Source organism: Variovorax stachyos (genome assembly GCF_051400855.1).
Lineage (GTDB): Bacteria > Pseudomonadota > Gammaproteobacteria > Burkholderiales > Burkholderiaceae_C > Variovorax.
Genome location: NZ_JBLFFN010000002.1, coordinates 485,005 through 502,964 on the forward strand (window position 1 = coordinate 485,005; position 17,960 = coordinate 502,964).

The following is a 17,960-nucleotide window of genomic DNA, read 5'->3' on the forward strand; positions in this document are numbered from 1 at the left end:
TCAAAGGTCCTTCGGCAGATTCATGATTCGCTGCGCAATGATGTCCAGCTGCACTTCCGTGGTACCGGCATAGATGGTCTCCGCGCGGGCGTACAGGTAGCCCGAGCTGAAGTGCTTGCGGGCGCGTTGCGCCAGCGCACTGGAGCGCGGGTTGACGTGCGACACGATCGACAGCGCCAGGCCCATGAAAGCTTGATGGCACTCCGACCAGAAAAGCTTGGTCAGCGAACCGCGGGCACCGATCTTGTCGCCGGCCATCATCTGGTTCACCGTGCGCTCGACCAGGCCCTTGAGCGCGTCGATCTCGCCCACCACGTCGCCGATGCGGCGCTGGTAGTAGCCGTCGTCCAGCAACTTCGACAGCTGCGGGTCGGACTTGCATGCGGCGACGAGCTGGCGCAGTTCGCACTCGAAGCGCCACGCACGGTACATGCGGTTGGTGGCGCGCTCGATCGACAACACGCGGATGGCCGCATTCCAGCCCTCGTCCGGTGCGCCGAGGCGTGCACTGTCGGGCACCGCCACGTTGTCGAAGAAGACTTCGGCAAAGGACTCCTTGCCGTCGATCGACTTGATGGGCACCACCCGGATGCCGGGCGTGTCCATGGGCACCGCGAACATCAACAGCCCTCGGTGCTTGTCGGCCACCGTGCCGGTGCGGGTGAGGAGCAGGCAATAGTGCGCCTTGGCAGCGCCGCTGGTCCAGATCTTCTGTCCGTTGATGCGCCACGTGTCGCCCTCCTGCACGGCCTTGGTACGCAGGCGCGCCAGGTCGGAGCCCGCGTCGGGCTCGGAAAAGCCCTGGCACCAGTAGTTGCGCATCGAGAGGATGTTCGGCAGGAACAACTGCTTCTGCTCCTGGGTGCCTACCGTCTGGATGATCGGCCCCGCCAGTTCCTTGCCGATCGAGCTCACGCTCTCGGGCATGGCCAGCGCACCCACTTCCTTGTTGACGGCGAGATGCTCACGCAGTGTCAGCCCGAGGCCGCCATAGGCCTTGGGCCATGTCATGCCCGCCAGGCCTGCGTCGTACATCGACGCCTCCCAGTCGCGGCACTCGTCGAGCGTGGGCGTGCGGTAGTCGACGCTGTCCGCACGCATGTGCTCGGGCAGGTTGGCGCGCAGCCACTGGCGCGCGTACTGGCGGTAGACGGCCGGACCTGCTGCGGCGTCCGGAATGGCCGGGTTCTTTTCCATGTGCATGGGGGGCTTCAATGTGCAGGGGTGTTGCGGGAGGTCGGGACCATCAAGGCATCCAGAACGAGGGCACCCTCGCCCTCGGGCCTGACCAGGATGGGGTTCATGTCGATCTCGGCCACGTCTTCGGCGTGGCGGCATGCAAACTCGGAAAGCCGGGCCACCGTGCGGGCGGCGGCGGCCACGTCGGCCTTGGGCTGGCCCCGGGCGCCGTCCAGCAACGCGAACATCCTGAGGCCGCGGATCATCCGCAGGGCTTCTTCCTCGGAGACAGGCGCAACCTGCACCGCAACGTCCTTGAGGATCTCCGCATGGATGCCGCCCAGCCCGACCATGACCACCGGGCCGAACACGGGGTCGCGCGAGACACCGGCGATCAGCTCCACGCCGCCGCGGACCATCGGGGCGACCAGCACGCCATCCAGCCGCGCCTGCGGCGCGTGCTTCGCGGCATTGGCGACGAGGCGGCCGTAGGCTTGCCGCACGGCGTCATCGTCCTGCAGGTTCAGCGCCACGCCGCCGATCTCGGTCTTGTGGGCGATGTCCTCCGACGCGATCTTGAGGACCACGGGGTAGCCGGTGGCCTGCGCGATGCGCACGGCATCGTCGGCCGAAGTCGCCACCTCCTCGCGCGGCACGCTGATCCCCGCAGCCGCCAGTGCCTTCTTGGCATGAAACTCGTTGCGGAACACGGCCGGATCGACCGTGTCGACCGGACCGCTATACGCAGGAGCAGGGGGCAAGCTGGCCAGCCGACCGAGCTTGACCAGGCCTGCCAGTCCCCTGGCCGCCGATGGAATGCCGGGGAACACCGGAATGCCCAGCGCATTGATCTCGGCGACCGCATCGGGCGGGCCCTGGCTGATGAGGATCAGCAGGCGGTCGGGATGGCTGGCGCGGATCTTCGACAGCGCCTCCAGGTACACGCCCCGCAGGCGTGGGTTGTACAGCGACAGCGCGAGCAGCAGCACCAGCGTGCCGCCGTTCTCGTCATCCTGGAGGGCCGTCAGCATCTTCAGCAGGATGTCGGGCCGCGCGGACATCTGGGCCGAAGCGTCCACCGGATTGTTGGTGCCGGCGGTCGGCACGGCCTCGCGGATCAGGGCCTTCGTCGTGTCGGCGAGCTGCGGCAGCGTCATGCCGGCTTCCACCATCGCATCGGCCATCATGATTCCGAATCCGCCGGAAGCGGCCACCAGCGTCACGGCGTCCATGGCGGGCAGCCGCGCCGCGCCCAGCAGGGCAACTGCGTGTCCCACCTCCAGCAGCTCTTCGAACGAGCGCACGCGCAGGGCGCCATAGCGGCGGAAGACGGCATCGAACACCGCGTCGGAACCCATCAGCGCGCCGGTGTGCGAGGCAGCGGCCGCCTGGCCCTGCTCGGTGGCGCCGATCTTGAGAACGATCACCGGCTTGTGCTGGCGGCGCGCCATCTCGAGCGCCTCGATCAGGCGTCCTGCATGGCGGCAGGTTTCGATGCAGCACAGGATGATGCGGGTGGCGGGGTCGTTCGCCAGCGCGGCAATGCCGTCGGCCACGTCCACGTCGGCTTCGTTGCCGGTGGCGATGAAGCGGCTCACGCCCAGGCCGCGGTCGGCCATGTTGCGCATGGTGAAGCTGCCGATGTTGCCCGACTGCGAGACGATGCCCACCTGCCCGGCGGGCGGCATGCTTTGTTCGAGCGCGATGGAGAAAGAGCCCACCAGCTTGTCCACGACGTTGACGGCGCCCAGGCAGTTCGGTCCCAGCAGCCGCATGCCGTGGTTGCGGGCCACCCGCACCAGCTCGGCCTGCAGCGCTGCGCCTTCGGGGCCGGCCTCGGCAAAGCCGGTGGACAGCACGATCACGCCGCGCACGCCGCGATCGCCGCAGTCGCGCACGGCTTGCAGCGTGGCTCCGGCGGGCACGGCCACGATGGCCATCTCGGGCGCCGCGGGCGTGTCCAGGATCGACGCGTAGGCCTGCAGCCCCTGGATGGTCCCACCCTTGGGGTTGATGGGATAGATGGCGCCGGCATAGCCGTACTTGCGCAGCAGCTGGACGGGGCGGCCGCCGATCTTGGTGATGTCGTCGGAGGCACCGATCACGGCCACGCTGTCGGCCTTGAAGAACGCATCCAGCCCGGCGCCGGGGGCTGCTTGAACCTGGGTCAGCATCTCAACGCCCCTTGAAAACCGGTGCGCGCTTCTCGAGGAAGGCCATGCGCGCCTCGCGGGCGTCCTCGGTCTTCGACAGCGCCATGGTGAACTCCTGCTCGAAGCGATAGGCGTCGCGCTGCGGCATCACGTCGACCATGTTGGCTGCGCGCTTGGCATAGGCGATGGCCAGTGGTGCCTTGGAGGCAATCTCGCGGGCCAGCGCCATCGTCACGGGCAGCAGGTCCCTTTCGGACAGCACATCCTCGATGACGTTGCGCTTGAACAGGTCGTGCGCGCTCAGGCGCTGGCCCGTGAAGAACATGCGGCGCAAGGTGGAGCGGCCGAACAAGGTCTTGAGCATCGAGGCGCCGCCCGCCAGGCCCACGTTGATCTCAGGCATGCCCACGGTGGCGTTCTCCGAGGCATACAGGATGTCGCAGGCTGCGGCCACGCCGAACCCTGCCCCCAAAGCTGCGCCGTTGATGGCGGCAATCACGGGCTTGGCGCACTCGCGAATGGAGTTGCCGGTTTCGCGGGTGATGCGGTTGTGCTCGAGGAAGTCGCCGGCAATCCCGGCGTCGGGGCGATCCTTCAGGTCGGCGCCCGCACAGAACACATCGCCGGCGCCGGTGAGCACCGCACAGCGGATGTCCTCGCGTTCGGAGATGGCGTCGAAGGTGGCCACCAGCTGGCGGCGCATGTCGCGGCTCAGCGCGTTGACAGGCTTGCGGTCCATGGTGACCAGACCCACGCCGTCGGAAACTTCCAAACGAACCCATTCTTCACTCATACACCACCTCTATAAAAAGCCAGTTTGCTGCGGCAGGAATTTGCTCGGTCGATTATAGAAATCGCGGTCGAATTCATTTCCTGTCAATCTGAAAGAGTGTTCTGCAAAAAATGAAGCATTCGCCGGTTGGTGGGTGGGCGCGGGGTTGCTACCATGCGGCCGGCATTCGAATCAGGCTGGCGACGCCATGTGCCAATGGCGCGGGTTTTTACCTATTTGAATTAGCCATTCATTGCGCCTTCAAATCAAAAGGCGGCTTGCAGATCAAAAGACGTATTGGAAAAGCAAAATGGAAATCAAGCGCCTGGGCGAACTGAAAACAGCATTGGGGGAGTGCCCGGTGTGGCATGGCGCGCAACTGTGGCTGATGGACTGTCGCGAGGGCCTGATCCTCGCGCTGGATCCGGACACGGGCCAGGTGACGGCGCGCCATCGGGCGCCTCCGCCTTTGGGTTCGTTCGCGTTCAACGGCGACGGCTGCGACTGCAGCATCGTGCTGGCGCTGAAGGAGGAAATCGCCGCGTTGAACCTTCGCACCGGGCAGCTGCGCACGCTCGCGCGTATCGAGGCGAGCAGCCCCCATCTGCGGCTGAACGACGGCATTTCGCTGGCCGACGGCAGCTTCGTGGTCGGCACCATGCATGTGTTTCGTGCGGCCGATGAGCCACCGCTGGGCGGCCTGTACCGGCTCGATACCGGGCTGCACCTGCACAAGCTCGACGACGGGCTGGGGATTGCCAACGGACCCTGCGTGAATCCGGTCAGCGGGCGCCTGCACGTGGCGGACAGCGCCGCGCGGGTCATCTATTCGTACGTGATCGCGGCAGACGGAACGCTGGCGGACAAGCAGGTCTTCGTGCACACCGAGATCCATGACTCCGGGCCGGACGGCTGCGCCTTCGACAGTGAAGGCGGGCTATGGACTGCGCTGGTGCGCAACGGGGCGCTCGCGCGCTTCGACATGGAGGGGCGGCTCACCCACAAGATCGATCTTCCGGTGGCCCACCCGAGCGCCTTGTGCTTCGGCGGGCCGGAGATGGCCGATTTGTTCGTCACCAGCATCAGCGACAGTGGCCGGCTGAGCGCATCGGGGCCCCTGGACGGAGCCGTGCTCAGGGTGACCGGGCTGGGCTTTCGCGGGTCGGCGCGGCCGGTGTGCCGCATGCCGCTGTAGGCGGCGCCGGCTACGCGGCAGGTGTCGAACCCAGGCCCGCGAGCCCCGCGGCCTTGCCATGCGCCGCAAAGCGCAGCTCCGGACCGGCCACGTGCTCGGCGACGAAATCCAGGAACAGGCGGATCTTGGCGGGGATGATGGGCGTGTCCAGGATGGTGGCGTACATGCCTTCGTCGAAGCCCTTGTTGCTGATGCGATAGTCGGTCAGCACCCTGACGAGCCGGCCCGCGCGGATGTCGTTGTGCACCGTGTAGTCGTCCAGCAGCACCAGGCCTTCGCCCAGCCGGGCGAGCTCCAGCAGGGCGATGCCGTTGTTGCTGACGTGGCGGGGCTTGAAGGCGATTTCGGTGAGCCGCTCCTCCTGCTTGAAGATCCAGGTGTATTCGTTGCCGGGCAGCTCGTAGGCCAGGCAGTCGTGCTCCAGGATGCCTTGCGGGGCGTGCACCGGGGGCTTGCTGGCCAGGTAGGCGGGGGTGGCCGCGAGATGGCGCTCGCTCTGGAAAAGCATGCGGCGCTTCACCCCGGCCTCCACGGGCGGCGCGATGCGAAAGTCGACGTCGAACTGGTTGCGCCGCAGGTCCACGGCGGCCTCGGTCAGCGTGAGTTCGATGTGGATCTCGGGATAGCGCTTGCGGAACGCAGCGATGAGCGGCGGCAACACGCCGAGGCCGAACATCACTCGCGAATGCACACGCAGCACGCCCTGCGGCGCGGAGCTGATGGCCGTGATGTTGGCCTGCAGTTCGTTGATGCGCCACAGGATGTCCTCGAGCTGGCGCGCATATTCCTGGCCTGACTCGGTCAGGGCGACCTGGCGCGTGGAGCGCAGCAGGAGCTTGACCTTCAGCTCCTCTTCGATGTCGGTGATCATGCGCGACACGCCGGTGGCCGATATGCCGAAGCGCCGCGCCGTCTCGGAGAAATTCCGCGTCTGGGAGATCGATAGAAACAGCTCCATGGCCCGCAATCTATCCATGAATCCTCCGGTTTGCGCAGTTCAGATCTGCAATTTTTGCCATATTCGATCCTGTTTGTCTATCTAGAATTTAGCAGCCATTTGGGTGGTGCCTGTCGGCGCCAAGCGGGTGTTAATTTTTGCGGGGATATACATGGAATTCGGCGTATTTATTTTGGCTCAGCAGCGGGGCTATCACCAGACTTCGCAGCAGGTCATCGACAATTCGATCCAGCAAACCGTCGCGGCGGAACAGGCGGGATTTCACAATGCCTGGTATGCGGAGCATCATTTCAACAATTACTCGCTGTCTCCGTCTCCGCTGATGATGGTGGCTCACATGGCGGGCAAGACGAAGCGCATTCGCCTCGGGACAGCGGTGTGCATCCTGCCGCTCTACCAGCCCGCGCGTTTCCTGGCGGAGGTCGGCTTCGTGGACACCGTGTCCGGCGGCCGCCTCGACCTGGGGGTGGGTTCGGGCTACCAGGAATTCGAGTTCGCCCGCTTCGGCGTGAAGATTGCCGAATCGGGCGCGATCTACAACGAGTTCCTGGACATCCTGAACAAGGGCCTGACCCAGAAAATCTTCGAGTACGAAGGCCGGTTCCTCAAGATGCCGCCCAGCTCCATTGCGGTGCGCTGCGTGCAGGACCCCATGCCGCCGCTGTGGATCACCTCGGGCAATCCGGCTTCGCTGGGCCGCGGCGTGCGCGAGAAGCACAACCTGTTCGTGACCGCGCTGCTCAAGGGCAACGAGGGCATCCAGGAGCTGCGCGGACGCCTGGTGAAAGTGGCCGGCGACAACGGCAAGGACCTGGACCGCGATGTGAAGTTCGGCTTTCTCCGCTGCGCCTACGCCTCCGACAACAACGCGGAGATCGATTCCTACCTGGACTGCGCACGCTTCCAGCGCCGCATTTCCGAGAGCCTGAAGTTCCGCCGCTCGCAGTCCGACGACGGCTACATGATCAAGGAGGTGCCCTCCGAGACCGACCCCACGATGGAGCAGTTGCGCACGAACCTGCCCGTGGGCTCGGTCAACGAGGTCATCGACAAGATGCTGGAAGAGATCAGCATCCTGCGCCCCAAGCACATCGCGCTGCAGACCCAGCTGGGCGACTTCGACCAGAAGACCATGCTCAAACAGATCGCGCTCTGGGGCGAAAGAATCATTCCCGCCATCAACAAGGAGCTGGCACGCAACCAGCCCGATGCCCGCGCGCTCGCTGCGTAGGGCGGTCCTTCACTACCACACAGCCAAATACAAGGAGACATCGATGATCCACACACCCCTCAATCGACGCACCGTCCTGCTCGGCGGCATGCTGCTCGGCGCCGGCGTCAACGCCTTTGCTAACACTGGCAGCTGGCCTGCGCGCCCCATCCGTCTGGTGGTTGCCGGCTCGCCCGGCGCCGGCGGCGATGTCTTTGCCCGCTTGATCGCGGAGCCCTTGTCGAAGGTGCTCAAGCAGCCCGTCCTGGTGGAACCCAAGGCTGGAGCCAATGGCCTGATCGCGTGCGACACGGTGGCCAAGGCGGCGGGCGACGGCTACACGCTGCTGTTCGCCCCGTCGTCTGCCATCCTGATCAATCCGGTGATCCACCCCAAGCTTCCCTACGACGCGGAGAAGGACCTGGTCCCCATCACGCAGGTGGGCGCGGCGGGCATCCTGCTGGTGGCAAATCCGAGCACGGGCTTCAAGAACCTGGCGGACATGGTGGCCTATGCCAAGGCCAACCCCGGCAAGCTCGCCTACGGCTCCTGGGGCACGGGCTCGTCCGGCCACCTGGCCATGGAAGGCATCAAGGCGCACTACGGTCTCGACATGCCCCATGCGCCGTACAAGACGCTCGTCACCCAGGTGACGGACCTGATCGCCAACAACATCAGCGTCGGCTTCACCGACATCCAGTCTCCGCTTCCGCACATCCGCAATGGCCGGCTGGTGGCACTGGGCCAGACGGGTTCGCAACGCTGGCCTGCCACGCAGGACCTGCCCACGCTGTCGGAGCAGGGATACAAGTTCGAGGCCGACGGCTGGTACGGCGTGTTCGCCCCGGCAGGAACGCCCGTGGAAATCATCGACCGGCTCAATGCGGAGATCAACCGCCTGCAGAAGACCGACGAGGTGCGGCAGAAGATCGAAGGGCAGAACATGATCGTGCCCCCGGCGCGGTCCGCCAAGCAGTTCGCGGCGTCGATCAAGAAGGACGCTGCCATCTGGCAGGGGCTGGCGAAGACGACGGACCTGAAGGACAAGTAAGCGGCGGGCTGCTCTCGCCACTCGCACTACATGCGGCGACAGACCGGGGCACAGGCCCCGGTCTTTTTTTGCGCGCATGCAGCGGTGAGAGTCCCTCTGTGCGGCGGCATCCCGTACTTTTCTGCAGGACTGAATGACGCTCCTTCCATATTCCCGATCGGCGCGTCGGGCCGGAGAATTCTCTTCATCGCACATCCACCCATTCGACTCGGAGCAAACATGGAATTCGGCGTATTCATCCTGGCGCAGCAACGTGGCTATCACCAGAGCTCGCAGCAAGTCATCCAGAACTCGATCGAGCAGACCGTGGTGGCCGAGCAGGCCGGCTTCGACACGGCCTGGTATGCCGAGCATCACTTCAACAACTACTCGCTGTCGCCATCGCCGCTGATGATGATCGCGCACATGGCGGCCAAGACGCAGCGCATCCGGCTGGGCTCTGCCGTCTGCATTCTTCCGCTGTACCACCCCGCGCGCTTCCTGGCCGAAGTGGGCTTCGTGGACACGGTGTCGAACGGTCGCCTGGACCTCGGCATCGGCTCGGGCTACCAGGAGTTCGAGTTCGAGCGCTTCGGCGTGAAGATCGAGGAGTCGGGCGCGATCTACAACGAGTTCCTGGACATCATCCCCAAGGGCCTGACGCAGAAGATCGTCGAGTACGACGGGCAATATCTCAAGCTGCCGCCCAGTTCCATCGCCGTGCGGCCCGTGCAAGACCCGATGCCGCCGCTGTGGATCACCTCGGGCAACCCTGCCACCCTGGGGCGCGGTGTGCGTGAAGGCCACAACCTCTTCGTGACGGCACTTCTCAACGGCACGGACGCCATCGTGTCGCTGCGTAGCCGGCTGGAAAAGGTTGCAGAGGACAACGGCGCCGATCTCGACGACGACGTGAAGTTCGGCTTCCTGCGCTGTGCATTCGCATCCGACAAGCAGTCCGAGATCGATGCCTACCTGGACAACGCGCGCTTCCAGCGCCGCATCTCGGAGAGCCTCAAGTTCCGCCGCGCCCAATCGGACGACGGCTACATGGTCAAGGAAGTGCCGTCGCCCACGGACCCCAGCTTCGAGCAGTTGCGCCAGAACCTGCCGGTGGGGTCGGTCAACCAGGTGATCGACAAGATGCTCGAAGAAATCAGCATCCTGCGCCCCAAGCACATCGCGCTGCAAACGCAGCTGGGCGACGTCGACCAGAAGACCATGCTGCGCCAGATCGAGCTGTGGGGCGAAAAGATCATCCCGGCGATCCGCAAGGAAGTCGAGTCGATGAACGCCGTGCCGGCCTGAAGAACTGAACTGTTGGCGATGTCCTCTCCCAACCCTTTCGACAGCCGCGCCTTGCAGGGCAGGGTGGCCGTGGTCACCGGCGCCTCCGGAGGTCTCGGCCTCGCCATCTGCCAGCATCTTCGCGCGATCGGCGCGCAGGTGGTGCAGGTCGACATCAGCTATCCGGCCGCGCCCACCGAGGCCGATGGCTTGCTGAGCGTGCACTGCGACATTGCAGATCCTGCTTCGATCGCCGCGATGGCCGAACTGACGCGCTCGCGCTTCGGCCGCTGCGATGTGCTGGTGAACAACGCAGCCATCACCTCGTCGCCCGTGGCACTCGAAAGCTTCCCGATCGACTTGTGGGACCGCATCTTCCAGGTGAACCTGCGCGGCGCCCTGTTGTGCGCGCAGGCGCTCGTGCCGATGATGTTCGACCGCGAGGCGGGCAGCATCATCAACGTCGCGTCGATCGCGGCCCAGGTGTCCACGCGGGTTGGCGCCTATGGGCCGACCAAGGCTGCCCTGCGGGCGCTGACCCACCAGATGGCGGTGGAATGGGGCCCGCGCGGCATCCGCGCGAACTCCGTCAGCCCCGGCATGATCCGCACGCCGCTGTCGGAAGTGCACTACCGCGACGAGGCCGTGCTCAAGGCCCGGACCTCCAGGATTCCTGCACGGCGCATCGGCGTCCCCGAGGACATCGCGGGCGCCGTCTCCTTCCTGGCGAGCGATGCGTCCACGTACATCAACGGACAGGACATCGTGGTCGACGGTGGATTCCTGAAGGCCTCCCTGGCCAACGTCTACAACCCCACCCCGTGAGCCCCACCATGGAATCTCCAAAGCGCCTGCAGAACGTGTTCGTGGTGGCCGAGCGGCCCGCCGAACTCCATGCCTTCTACGAAACGGCACTGGGGCTGCAGCTCAAGTTCCGCGACAAGGACCGATGGATCCAGTATGGGGTGGGCAATACCAGCGTCGCCCTCGCTTGCCGCGAGGAAGCGCTGCCTGCGACATCCGGTGTCGTCATGGTGTTCGAAGTGGACGACTTCGTGACCACTGCCGAACGTGTGGCGGGTGCGGGCGGCGAGGTACTCGGCACCCGGGACATGGGCTCGCACGGCGCGGTGCTGTCGCTGCGCGACCCCGAGGGGAACATCGTTCAACTTTTCAAGCGCCAGGGGAAGACACCATGAGACGCACGGCCGCTCCGAAGGCGAATAGCACCGCAGCCGAAGGCGAAGGTACTCCAGTGAGACGCACGGCCGCTCCGAAGGCGAACAGCACCGCAGCCGAAGGTACTCCAATGACCCATCCGACACCGCACATCGATGCCATCGAGCCCAAGCTGTTTCGCCAGTTGCTGGGCTGCTTCCCGACCGGCGTCGCCGTCATCACGACCAATAGCGCCGACGGGCGGCCCGCGGGCCTGACCTGCAATTCGTTCAGCTCGGTCTCGTTGGAGCCGCCCCTGGTGCTCTTCAGCCTGCGCAAGGCGAGCAGCCTGCTGCGCGCGTTCGTCGAGGCCGATACCTTCGCCATCAACATCCTGTCGCAAAGCCAGGACCAGCTGTCCGCCCGATTCGCATCGAGCAAGATCGCCGACAAGTTCGAGGGCGTGGCCTGGCGCCCGGGCCCGCTCGGGACGCCGCTCATCGACGACTGCCTTGCCAGCTTCGAATGCCGTGTGCACGCCCGTCACGAGGCCGGCGACCACGAGATCTTCATCGGCGAGGTGAAGCACATGGCCACCGGTTCGGCCGACCATGCGCTGGTGTTCTACAAGGGCGCCTACATGATGCTCGCCGAGTCGCTGCGCAAGCTGGTGCTCGAGGGACAACTCGGCACGGCCGACATCGACGAGGCCTACCGCTCGCTCTACGGCACGCTGCTTCGACTGGCCTGCGACCGGGCCTCGGACGCAGAGGTCGAGGCGATCGAAGCCGCTGCGGACGAGATCGAGCAGCACCAGGGCAAGGAGGCGCTTCCGCAGCGCATCGAGGCCACGGCGCGCTTCTTCTCGTCGATCGCACTGGCCGGCCACAACGAGGCGCTGCGGCTCATGGCGCAGACGATGACCACGGTGCTGCGCGAGCGCATGACGCACGTGATCCCCGTGCGTCCGAGGCCCGACGCGTTCCCGCTGCGACGCAAGGTCGTGCAATGCCTGCAGGCCCGCGATGCGGACGGCGCAGTCGATGCGCTGGACGAGCTGATCGCGACCTTGCGCAAGGACGATGGCGCGCACGACCAGGCGGGCGTCGTGCCGGCGCCGGCGGAAGGCTGAATCGCCGATGTTGCCCCCGCGCGGCTGCCGCGACAGCGCCCATCGCGGGCTGCTCGGCTGCTTGCGCTGCATTCCTACGCTGCGTCAAGCGCGGTCCGACATCGCCCGTGAGCCGCTGTCTTAGCCTGTCAGTCCCACTTCCGTGGAGACGACACAGGAGATTGGCATATGTACTCACGTGACGATGACGAGGCACGCCGCCGCGGCGGCCAAGGGACGGCGCGCGACTGGCGCGACGACGACGAACGGCGTGGCGGCCGGCAGGGCCGCGGCCAGCAGGAAGCCTTTCAAGGGCGCGGGACCCAGATGGGCGGCTACGACCCCTACGAGCAGGGGCAGGACTACGGCCGGGGTGCCGGCGGCTCCGACTACGGCAGCGGCGAAACGGCCTTCTGGCGCGGCGACGAACAGCAGCGCATGCACGAACGGTCGCGCGGCGGTGCCTATGGCAGCGGCTACCAGGGCCGCGACAGCTGGCGTACCCATGGGTCGGACGAGTCGCGCTACGGCGGCTTCGACCGTGGGAGCAGCGGCGGCGTCGGCGGCAGCTACATGAGCGACTACGGCAGCGGCCAGCAGGAATCCTGGCAGGGGACGACCGGCATGCCGCGCCACACCGGCACGGCGGGCGGCATGGGCGGAATGAGCGGCGAGTACGGCCGGGCCGGCGGGTACGGCGGCGGGCGCGAGCAGGAGCGCCAATGGGACCCCGACTACCACCAGTGGCGCAGCGAGCAGCTGCGCCGCCTGGACGAGGACTATGAGGCCTTCCGCAAGGAGCGCTACGGCAAGTTCGCCGAGGAGTTCAACACCTGGCGCTCGAATCGCGCAGGCCAATCGTCCTCGGCCGGGTCCGGCGGCACGACCGGCGGAGGCTCGGGCAGCGCCTCGCCGTCCTCGCGCGCCAGCACCGCCTCATCGGGAATGGCCACGAGCGGCAGCAGCACCGGCGGCAGCAGCACCGGCGGCAGCGCCAGCAGTGGCGGCAGCAGCACAGGCAGCAGCGGCAAGAGCTCCGAGACCAAGCAGCAGGGCTGAGCTCCCCGCGTGCCATGCGCAACCGTAGGCGCGGCGACCGCGGTCCGATCCGCGTGACCCGCGCGATCCGCGCGATCCGCGCGATCCGCGCCGCAGCGTTGGACTAGCGCTGCGGCGCAGTGCGGTCGGCCGGCAGGACGATGGTCGCGCGGCCGTCGCTCGAGGTCGTAGCGTCAGATCCGCTGGAGGGCGCCGCGCCCGGCGGCGCGACGATGGTTGCGCGGCCGTCGGCGGAGGGTTGCGGCACCTCCAGCGGAGGGCCGCCCCGCGCACGGTCCAGTGCATTGCCGGCCGCTCGGATGCAGGCCTCGCGTGCCGGCGCGGGCAGGTTGCCCCGGTTGCAGGCGGCAATCTCGCGCTCGTAGCGTTGCTGCAAGGCGTCCGGCGCCGGCTGGGCCGTCGCGCTCGAGGCCGCCGCCAGGCCGGCGCAGAGGAAGGCAAGAATTCGCTTCATGGGCTTTCTCCATCGCGTTTTCCGGCCAGGATCGCACGGCCTCGGTGGCCACGCTGTGCGAGCGGCCAGCGACTGCGGGTAGGCGCAGCGCGCGCCCGCCGCGCCCTCAATTCGCCGCCGGCTGTGCTCCTCGCTCCAGCGGCGGCGGCCCCTCCGGCGCGTCGGCCGGGTCGGGCTGGCGCCCGCGGATGCGCGCCACCATCCGATGCAGCCAGTGCTCGATGTCGTCCACATAGGTGAACACCGCCGGCACCACCAGCAGGCTCAGCACCGTGGAGGTGATCAGCCCGCCGATCACGGCCATCGCCATCGGCGCGCGGAAGCTGGAGTCGGCCGCGCTCAGCCCGAAGGCGATCGGCGCCATGCCCGCGCCCATCGCCAGCGTGGTCATGATGATCGGGCGCGCGCGCTTGTGGCAGGCGTCGCGCAGCGCCTCCCAGCGAGTCATTCCGTGGTCGCGGCGCGCCACGATCGCGTACTCCACCAGCAAGATCGAGTTCTTGGTGGCCACGCCCATCAGCATGATGAAGCCGATCATCGAGGGCATCGACAGCGCCTGCTGCCCCAGCAGCAGGCCGATGAAGGCCCCGCCCAGCGCCAGCGGCAATGCGCACAGGATGGTGACCGGGTGCAGGAAGTCCTTGAAGAGCAGCACCAGCACGATGTAGATGCACAGCACGCCGGTCAGCATCGCCAGGCCGAAGCTGGCGAACAGCTCGCTCATCATCTCGGCGTCGCCCACCTCCGCCACGCGCACGCCGGGCGGCAGGTTGCGCACCGACGGCAGCGCTTCCACCGCTGTCTTCGCGTCGCCGAGCCCGACGCCCGAGAGCTCGATCTCGAAGTTGACGTTGCGCGAGCGGTCGTAGCGGTCGATCACGGCCGGGCCGCCTTCCATCGTGAGCGCGGCGACCTGGCTCAGCATCACCGGGCCGCGCGCGCCGGGGACGGTCAGGCGCTCCAGCAGCGACAGGTCCTGCCGCGCCGAGTCCTCCAGCTTGACCACGATCGGCACCTGGCGCTGCGCCAGGTTGAGCTTGGGCAGGGCCTGGTCGTAGTCGCCCATCGTGGCCACGCGCAGGGTCTCGGCAATGGCCGAGCTGGTGACGCCCAGGTCGGCGGCGCGCGCGAAGTCCGGCCGCACCGCGATCTCGGGGCGGATCAAGCTGGCGGTGGAGGTGATGTTGCCCAGGCCGGGGATGGTGCGAAGGTCTTTCTCGACCGCGCGCGCCGCGGCCGTGAGCGCGTGCGGCTCCTCGCCGGTCAGCACCAGGATGTACTTCTCGCCGGAGCCGCCGAGGCCGACAGTTGTGCGCACGCCGGGCAGGGTTTCGAGTGTCTTGCGGATGTTGTTCTCGATGCCTTGCTTGCGCGGCCGGTCGCCGCGGTCGGCCAGCTTGATGGTGAGCGTGGCCTTGCGCGTCTCCGGCGTGCCGAAGCTGGCAAAGGGATCGCCGCCCGCGCTGCCGCCGCCCACGGTGGTGTAGACGCTCTTCACATGCTCCACCGCCATCACCCGCTGCCGGGTCTCCTCGGCCATGGCCAGCGTCTGGGCCAGCGTCGCGCCCGGCGGAAGCGAGAGGTAGACCTGCGTCTGCGAGTTGTCGTCGGCCGGAATGAAGCCGGTCTTGAGCAGCGGGATCATCGCCAGCGAGCCGAAGAAGAAGAGGGTGGCCAGCACCATGGTGGTGAAGCGGTGCCGCAGGCTGAGTTCGGCCAGACGCATGTAGAAGCTGAGCCAGCGCGGCTCCTTCTCGGCGCCGACCAGGGGCTTGAGGATGTAGGCGGCCATCATCGGCGTGAGCATCCGCGCCACCACCAGCGAGGCGAAGACCGCGAGCGAGGCGGTCCAGCCGAACTGCTTGAAGAACTTGCCGGCTACGCCGCTCATGAAGGCAGTGGGCAGGAACACCGCAATCAGCGTGAAGGTGGTGGCGATCACCGCCAGGCCGATCTCGTCGGCCGCCTCCATGGCCGCCTGGTAGGGCGTCTTGCCCATGCGCAGGTGGCGCACGATGTTCTCGACCTCCACGATCGCGTCGTCCACCAGGATGCCCACCACCAGCGAGAGCGCCAGCAGCGTGACGACGTTGATGGAGAAGCCCAGCAAGTACATGCCGACGAAGGCCGGGATCGCCGACATCGGCAGCGCGACGGCCGAAACGAAGGTGGCGCGCCAGTCGCGCAGGAACAACCAGACCACGATCACCGCCAGCAGGGCGCCTTCGTAGAGCAGGTGCAGCGAGCCGTCGTATTCCTCCTGCACCGGCTCGACGAAGTTAAAGGCCTCGGTGAGCTGGATGTCGGGGTGCCTGTCGCGCAGCTCGGCGAGCGCCTTCTGCACCGCGCCGCCGACCTCCACCTCGCTGGCACCGCGGCTGCGCGCGACCTCGAAGCCGACCACCGGCTTGCCGTCGAGCAGGGCGGCGGCGCGCGGCTCGGCAATGGTGTCGGAGACGCGCGCCACCTGGTCGAGGCGGATGCTGCGGCCGTCCGACAGCGGGATCTGCATGTCGCGCAGCTCATCGGCCGAGCGCACGGTAGCGAGCGTGCGCACCGGCTGCTCGCTGCCGCCCAGGTCGGTGCGCCCGCCGGCGCTCTCGGTCTGCACCTGGCGCAGCTGGCGCGAGATGTCGGCCGCGGTGGCCCCCAGCGACTGGAGCCGGCCGGGGTCGAGGTCGACATGGACCTGGCGCGTGACGCCGCCCACCCGATTGACCGCGCCGACGCCGCTGATGGCCAGCAGCTTCTTGGTGACGGTGTCGTCGACGAACCAGCTGAGCGCCTCCAGGTCCATGCGCGAGGAGGCGATGGTGAAGGCCAGCACCGGCTGCGCCGCGAAGTCCAGCTTGTTGATGACCGGATCGCGCACGTCCGCCGGCAGGTCGGCGCGCACGCGCTGCACCGCCGAGCGCACATCGTCGACCGCTTCCTGCACCGGCTTCTCGAGCCGGAACTCGACGATCATCGTGGCCGCGCCGTCCTGCACCTTGGTCGTGATGTGCTTGAGGCCCTGCACCGTGGCGATCGAGTTCTCGATCTTGCGCGCCACGTCGTTCTCCAGCTGCGAGGGCGCCGCGCCGGGCAGCGAGACCGAGACGGTCACCGTGGGCAGGTCGATGTCGGGGAAGTTCTGCACCTTCATCGCGTTGAAGGACAGCAGCCCGGCGAAGGTGAGCAGCACGAACAGCATCACCGCCGGGATGGGGTTGCGGATGGACCAGGCCGAGACGTTCATCATGGGGCACTCCGCTTCGCCGGCAGCGCATCCACCACCCGCACCAGGTCGCCGTCGTTCAGGAAGCCGGCGCCCTGGACCACGATGCGTGCGTCGTCCGGCAGCTTGGTGGTGATCTCGACGCGGTCGCCCACGCGGCGGCCGGTTTCGACCTTCAGTTGCGCGACGCGGTTGTCGGGCTGCAGCACGAGCAGGTGGTTGAAGCCGTCGCGCGGCACGACGGCCGCCTGCGGCACCGTCAGCGCGCTGCTGCGGCCGAGCTGGAACTCGCCGCGCGCGAACATGCCGGCCTTGACGGCGCTCGTCTGCTGCACGCCGGGGATGTCGACGTAGACCAGCGCATTGCGCGTCTGCGGATCCACGGTCGGCGCAATGCTGCGCACCTTGCCATCGACCTGGGCGCCGCTGGCGCTGGTGATCACGGCCGGGGTGCCGACGGCGACGCGAGCGAGCTCTGCCGAGGTCACCTCGGCGCGCCACTCGAGGCGGCCCTGCCGGATCAGCCGGAACAGCTCGGTGCCGGCGCCGAGCACGCTGCCTACGGTGGCAGTGCGCGACGAGATCACGCCGTCGTCGGGCGCCAGCACCTGGGTGTTGCGGCCGCGCACCTGCTGCGCGGCCAGCATGGCCTCGGCCGCCTCGACGCGTGCCTTGGCGGTCTGCTCCGCCGTCTGGTACTGGTTGATCTGCTGCTGGCTCAAGGCGCCGGTCGCCTGCAAGGTGCGGGCGCGCGCGGCGTTCGCGGCGGCGTCGGCAGCGGTCGCCCTGGCCTCGGCCAGCGAGGCGCGGGCCTGGGCCACGTCGGCTTGCACCGTCTCTTGCGAGAAGGTGGCGAGCACCTGGCCCTTCTTCACCGCATCGCCCACGTTGACGCGGACTTCGGCCAGGCGCAGGCCGTTGGATTCGGAGCCGATGCTCGCTTCCTGCCATGCGGCAACGTTGCCGTTGGCAGCCAGCGTGATGGTGAGCTCGCTGGCCTCGGGCTTGGCCACCGTGACCGTCAGCGCGGGCCTCGGCTGGGCGGCGGCTTCCTTCGGCTTGCCGGCGGCCTGCTCGGCCGGCTTGCCGCGCGAGAACAGGAAGGCGGCAGCCGCAAGCAGCGCCAACACGGCCGCGATGATGAGGAGGGTGGAACGCTTCATTCTTGTCATAAGAG

At 67.4% G+C, this 17,960-nt stretch carries 15 protein-coding genes; 8 read left to right on the forward strand and 7 right to left on the reverse strand.

Features of this window, described 5'->3' with window-relative positions; all coding sequences use genetic code 11:
- From ACMGEZ_RS05550 to ACMGEZ_RS05560, 3 genes are read right to left on the reverse strand one after another with little or no spacing between them, the layout of a single operon-like run.
- A complete protein-coding gene (locus ACMGEZ_RS05550) occupies nt 1-1,203 on the reverse strand; it encodes an acyl-CoA dehydrogenase family protein (RefSeq protein ID WP_436821245.1) in 1,203 nt (400 codons plus the stop codon).
- 8 nt (nt 1,204-1,211) lie between these two features.
- On the reverse strand, nt 1,212-3,353 hold the full coding sequence (locus tag ACMGEZ_RS05555; RefSeq protein WP_436821246.1) for an acetate--CoA ligase family protein: 2,142 nt from the start codon (nt 3,351-3,353) through the stop codon (nt 1,212-1,214).
- 1 nt (nt 3,354) lies between these two features.
- Nucleotides 3,355-4,125, reverse strand: a complete 771-nt coding sequence (locus ACMGEZ_RS05560) for an enoyl-CoA hydratase/isomerase family protein (RefSeq protein ID WP_436821247.1) — start codon at nt 4,123-4,125, stop codon at nt 3,355-3,357.
- Between the two features lie 232 nt (nt 4,126-4,357).
- On the opposite strand from ACMGEZ_RS05560, the gene ACMGEZ_RS05565 reads away from it, so the two are divergent.
- A complete protein-coding gene (locus ACMGEZ_RS05565) occupies nt 4,358-5,299 on the forward strand; it encodes an SMP-30/gluconolactonase/LRE family protein (protein ID WP_436821248.1) in 942 nt (313 codons plus the stop codon).
- A 10-nt stretch (nt 5,300-5,309) separates the two neighbouring features.
- On the opposite strand, the gene ACMGEZ_RS05570 is transcribed toward ACMGEZ_RS05565, so the two are convergent.
- Nucleotides 5,310-6,275 (reverse strand): LysR family transcriptional regulator, encoded by a 966-nt coding sequence (locus tag ACMGEZ_RS05570; protein WP_436821249.1) that lies wholly within the window; start codon nt 6,273-6,275, stop codon nt 5,310-5,312.
- 133 nt (nt 6,276-6,408) lie between these two features.
- On the opposite strand from ACMGEZ_RS05570, the gene ACMGEZ_RS05575 reads away from it, so the two are divergent.
- From ACMGEZ_RS05575 to ACMGEZ_RS05605, 7 genes are all read left to right on the forward strand, one after another.
- Complete coding sequence (locus ACMGEZ_RS05575; protein WP_436821250.1) at nt 6,409-7,488, forward strand: LLM class flavin-dependent oxidoreductase; 1,080 nt, start codon at nt 6,409-6,411, stop codon at nt 7,486-7,488.
- 43 nt (nt 7,489-7,531) lie between these two features.
- A complete protein-coding gene (locus tag ACMGEZ_RS05580) occupies nt 7,532-8,518 on the forward strand; it encodes a Bug family tripartite tricarboxylate transporter substrate binding protein (RefSeq protein WP_436821251.1) in 987 nt (328 codons plus the stop codon).
- A 219-nt stretch (nt 8,519-8,737) separates the two neighbouring features.
- Nucleotides 8,738-9,805 carry an LLM class flavin-dependent oxidoreductase gene (locus tag ACMGEZ_RS05585; RefSeq protein ID WP_436821252.1) on the forward strand — a complete coding sequence of 356 codons (1,068 nt, stop codon included), beginning with the start codon at nt 8,738-8,740 and terminating at the stop codon, nt 9,803-9,805.
- 18 nt (nt 9,806-9,823) lie between these two features.
- Nucleotides 9,824-10,609, forward strand: coding sequence for an SDR family NAD(P)-dependent oxidoreductase (locus ACMGEZ_RS05590; protein ID WP_436821253.1), 786 nt, complete (start codon nt 9,824-9,826; stop codon nt 10,607-10,609).
- An 8-nt stretch (nt 10,610-10,617) separates the two neighbouring features.
- Nucleotides 10,618-10,983: a VOC family protein gene (locus ACMGEZ_RS05595; protein ID WP_436821254.1), complete on the forward strand. Its 366-nt coding sequence runs from the start codon at nt 10,618-10,620 to the stop codon at nt 10,981-10,983.
- A 110-nt stretch (nt 10,984-11,093) separates the two neighbouring features.
- Complete coding sequence (locus tag ACMGEZ_RS05600; protein WP_436821255.1) at nt 11,094-12,074, forward strand: flavin reductase; 981 nt, start codon at nt 11,094-11,096, stop codon at nt 12,072-12,074.
- A 168-nt stretch (nt 12,075-12,242) separates the two neighbouring features.
- Entirely contained in the window at nt 12,243-13,112 is an 870-nt protein-coding gene (locus tag ACMGEZ_RS05605; protein ID WP_436821256.1) for a hypothetical protein, read from the forward strand.
- Between the two features lie 103 nt (nt 13,113-13,215).
- Here the strand turns inward: ACMGEZ_RS05605 and ACMGEZ_RS05610 are convergent, their stop codons facing one another.
- From ACMGEZ_RS05610 to ACMGEZ_RS05620, 3 genes are all read right to left on the reverse strand, one after another.
- Entirely contained in the window at nt 13,216-13,566 is a 351-nt protein-coding gene (locus ACMGEZ_RS05610) for a hypothetical protein (RefSeq protein WP_436821257.1), read from the reverse strand.
- 106 nt (nt 13,567-13,672) lie between these two features.
- On the reverse strand, nt 13,673-16,804 hold the full coding sequence (locus tag ACMGEZ_RS05615; RefSeq protein WP_436821372.1) for an efflux RND transporter permease subunit: 3,132 nt from the start codon (nt 16,802-16,804) through the stop codon (nt 13,673-13,675).
- On the reverse strand, nt 16,804-17,955 hold the full coding sequence (locus ACMGEZ_RS05620; RefSeq protein WP_436821258.1) for an efflux RND transporter periplasmic adaptor subunit: 1,152 nt from the start codon (nt 17,953-17,955) through the stop codon (nt 16,804-16,806). Before ACMGEZ_RS05620 ends, ACMGEZ_RS05615 begins: the two co-directional genes overlap by 1 nt.
- Nucleotides 17,956-17,960: the final 5 nt, after the last annotated feature.

Excerpts from the sequence above, each read along its gene's own strand:
- ACMGEZ_RS05555 (WP_436821246.1), bottom strand. The coding sequence starts at position 3,353 with ATGCTGACCCAGGTTCAAGCAGCCCCCGGCGCCGGGCTGGATGCGTTC.
- ACMGEZ_RS05590 (WP_436821253.1), top strand. The coding sequence starts at position 9,824 with ATGTCCTCTCCCAACCCTTTCGACAGCCGCGCCTTGCAGGGCAGGGTG.
- ACMGEZ_RS05620 (WP_436821258.1), bottom strand. The coding sequence starts at position 17,955 with ATGACAAGAATGAAGCGTTCCACCCTCCTCATCATCGCGGCCGTGTTG.
- ACMGEZ_RS05580 (WP_436821251.1), top strand. The coding sequence starts at position 7,532 with ATGATCCACACACCCCTCAATCGACGCACCGTCCTGCTCGGCGGCATG.
- ACMGEZ_RS05570 (WP_436821249.1), bottom strand. The coding sequence starts at position 6,275 with ATGGATAGATTGCGGGCCATGGAGCTGTTTCTATCGATCTCCCAGACG.
- ACMGEZ_RS05585 (WP_436821252.1), top strand. The coding sequence starts at position 8,738 with ATGGAATTCGGCGTATTCATCCTGGCGCAGCAACGTGGCTATCACCAG.
- ACMGEZ_RS05575 (WP_436821250.1), top strand. The coding sequence starts at position 6,409 with ATGGAATTCGGCGTATTTATTTTGGCTCAGCAGCGGGGCTATCACCAG.
- ACMGEZ_RS05595 (WP_436821254.1), top strand. The coding sequence starts at position 10,618 with ATGGAATCTCCAAAGCGCCTGCAGAACGTGTTCGTGGTGGCCGAGCGG.
- ACMGEZ_RS05615 (WP_436821372.1), bottom strand. The coding sequence starts at position 16,804 with ATGAACGTCTCGGCCTGGTCCATCCGCAACCCCATCCCGGCGGTGATG.
- ACMGEZ_RS05600 (WP_436821255.1), top strand. The coding sequence starts at position 11,094 with ATGACCCATCCGACACCGCACATCGATGCCATCGAGCCCAAGCTGTTT.
- ACMGEZ_RS05560 (WP_436821247.1), bottom strand. The coding sequence starts at position 4,125 with ATGAGTGAAGAATGGGTTCGTTTGGAAGTTTCCGACGGCGTGGGTCTG.
- ACMGEZ_RS05605 (WP_436821256.1), top strand. The coding sequence starts at position 12,243 with ATGTACTCACGTGACGATGACGAGGCACGCCGCCGCGGCGGCCAAGGG.
- ACMGEZ_RS05550 (WP_436821245.1), bottom strand. The coding sequence starts at position 1,203 with ATGCACATGGAAAAGAACCCGGCCATTCCGGACGCCGCAGCAGGTCCG.
- ACMGEZ_RS05610 (WP_436821257.1), bottom strand. The coding sequence starts at position 13,566 with ATGAAGCGAATTCTTGCCTTCCTCTGCGCCGGCCTGGCGGCGGCCTCG.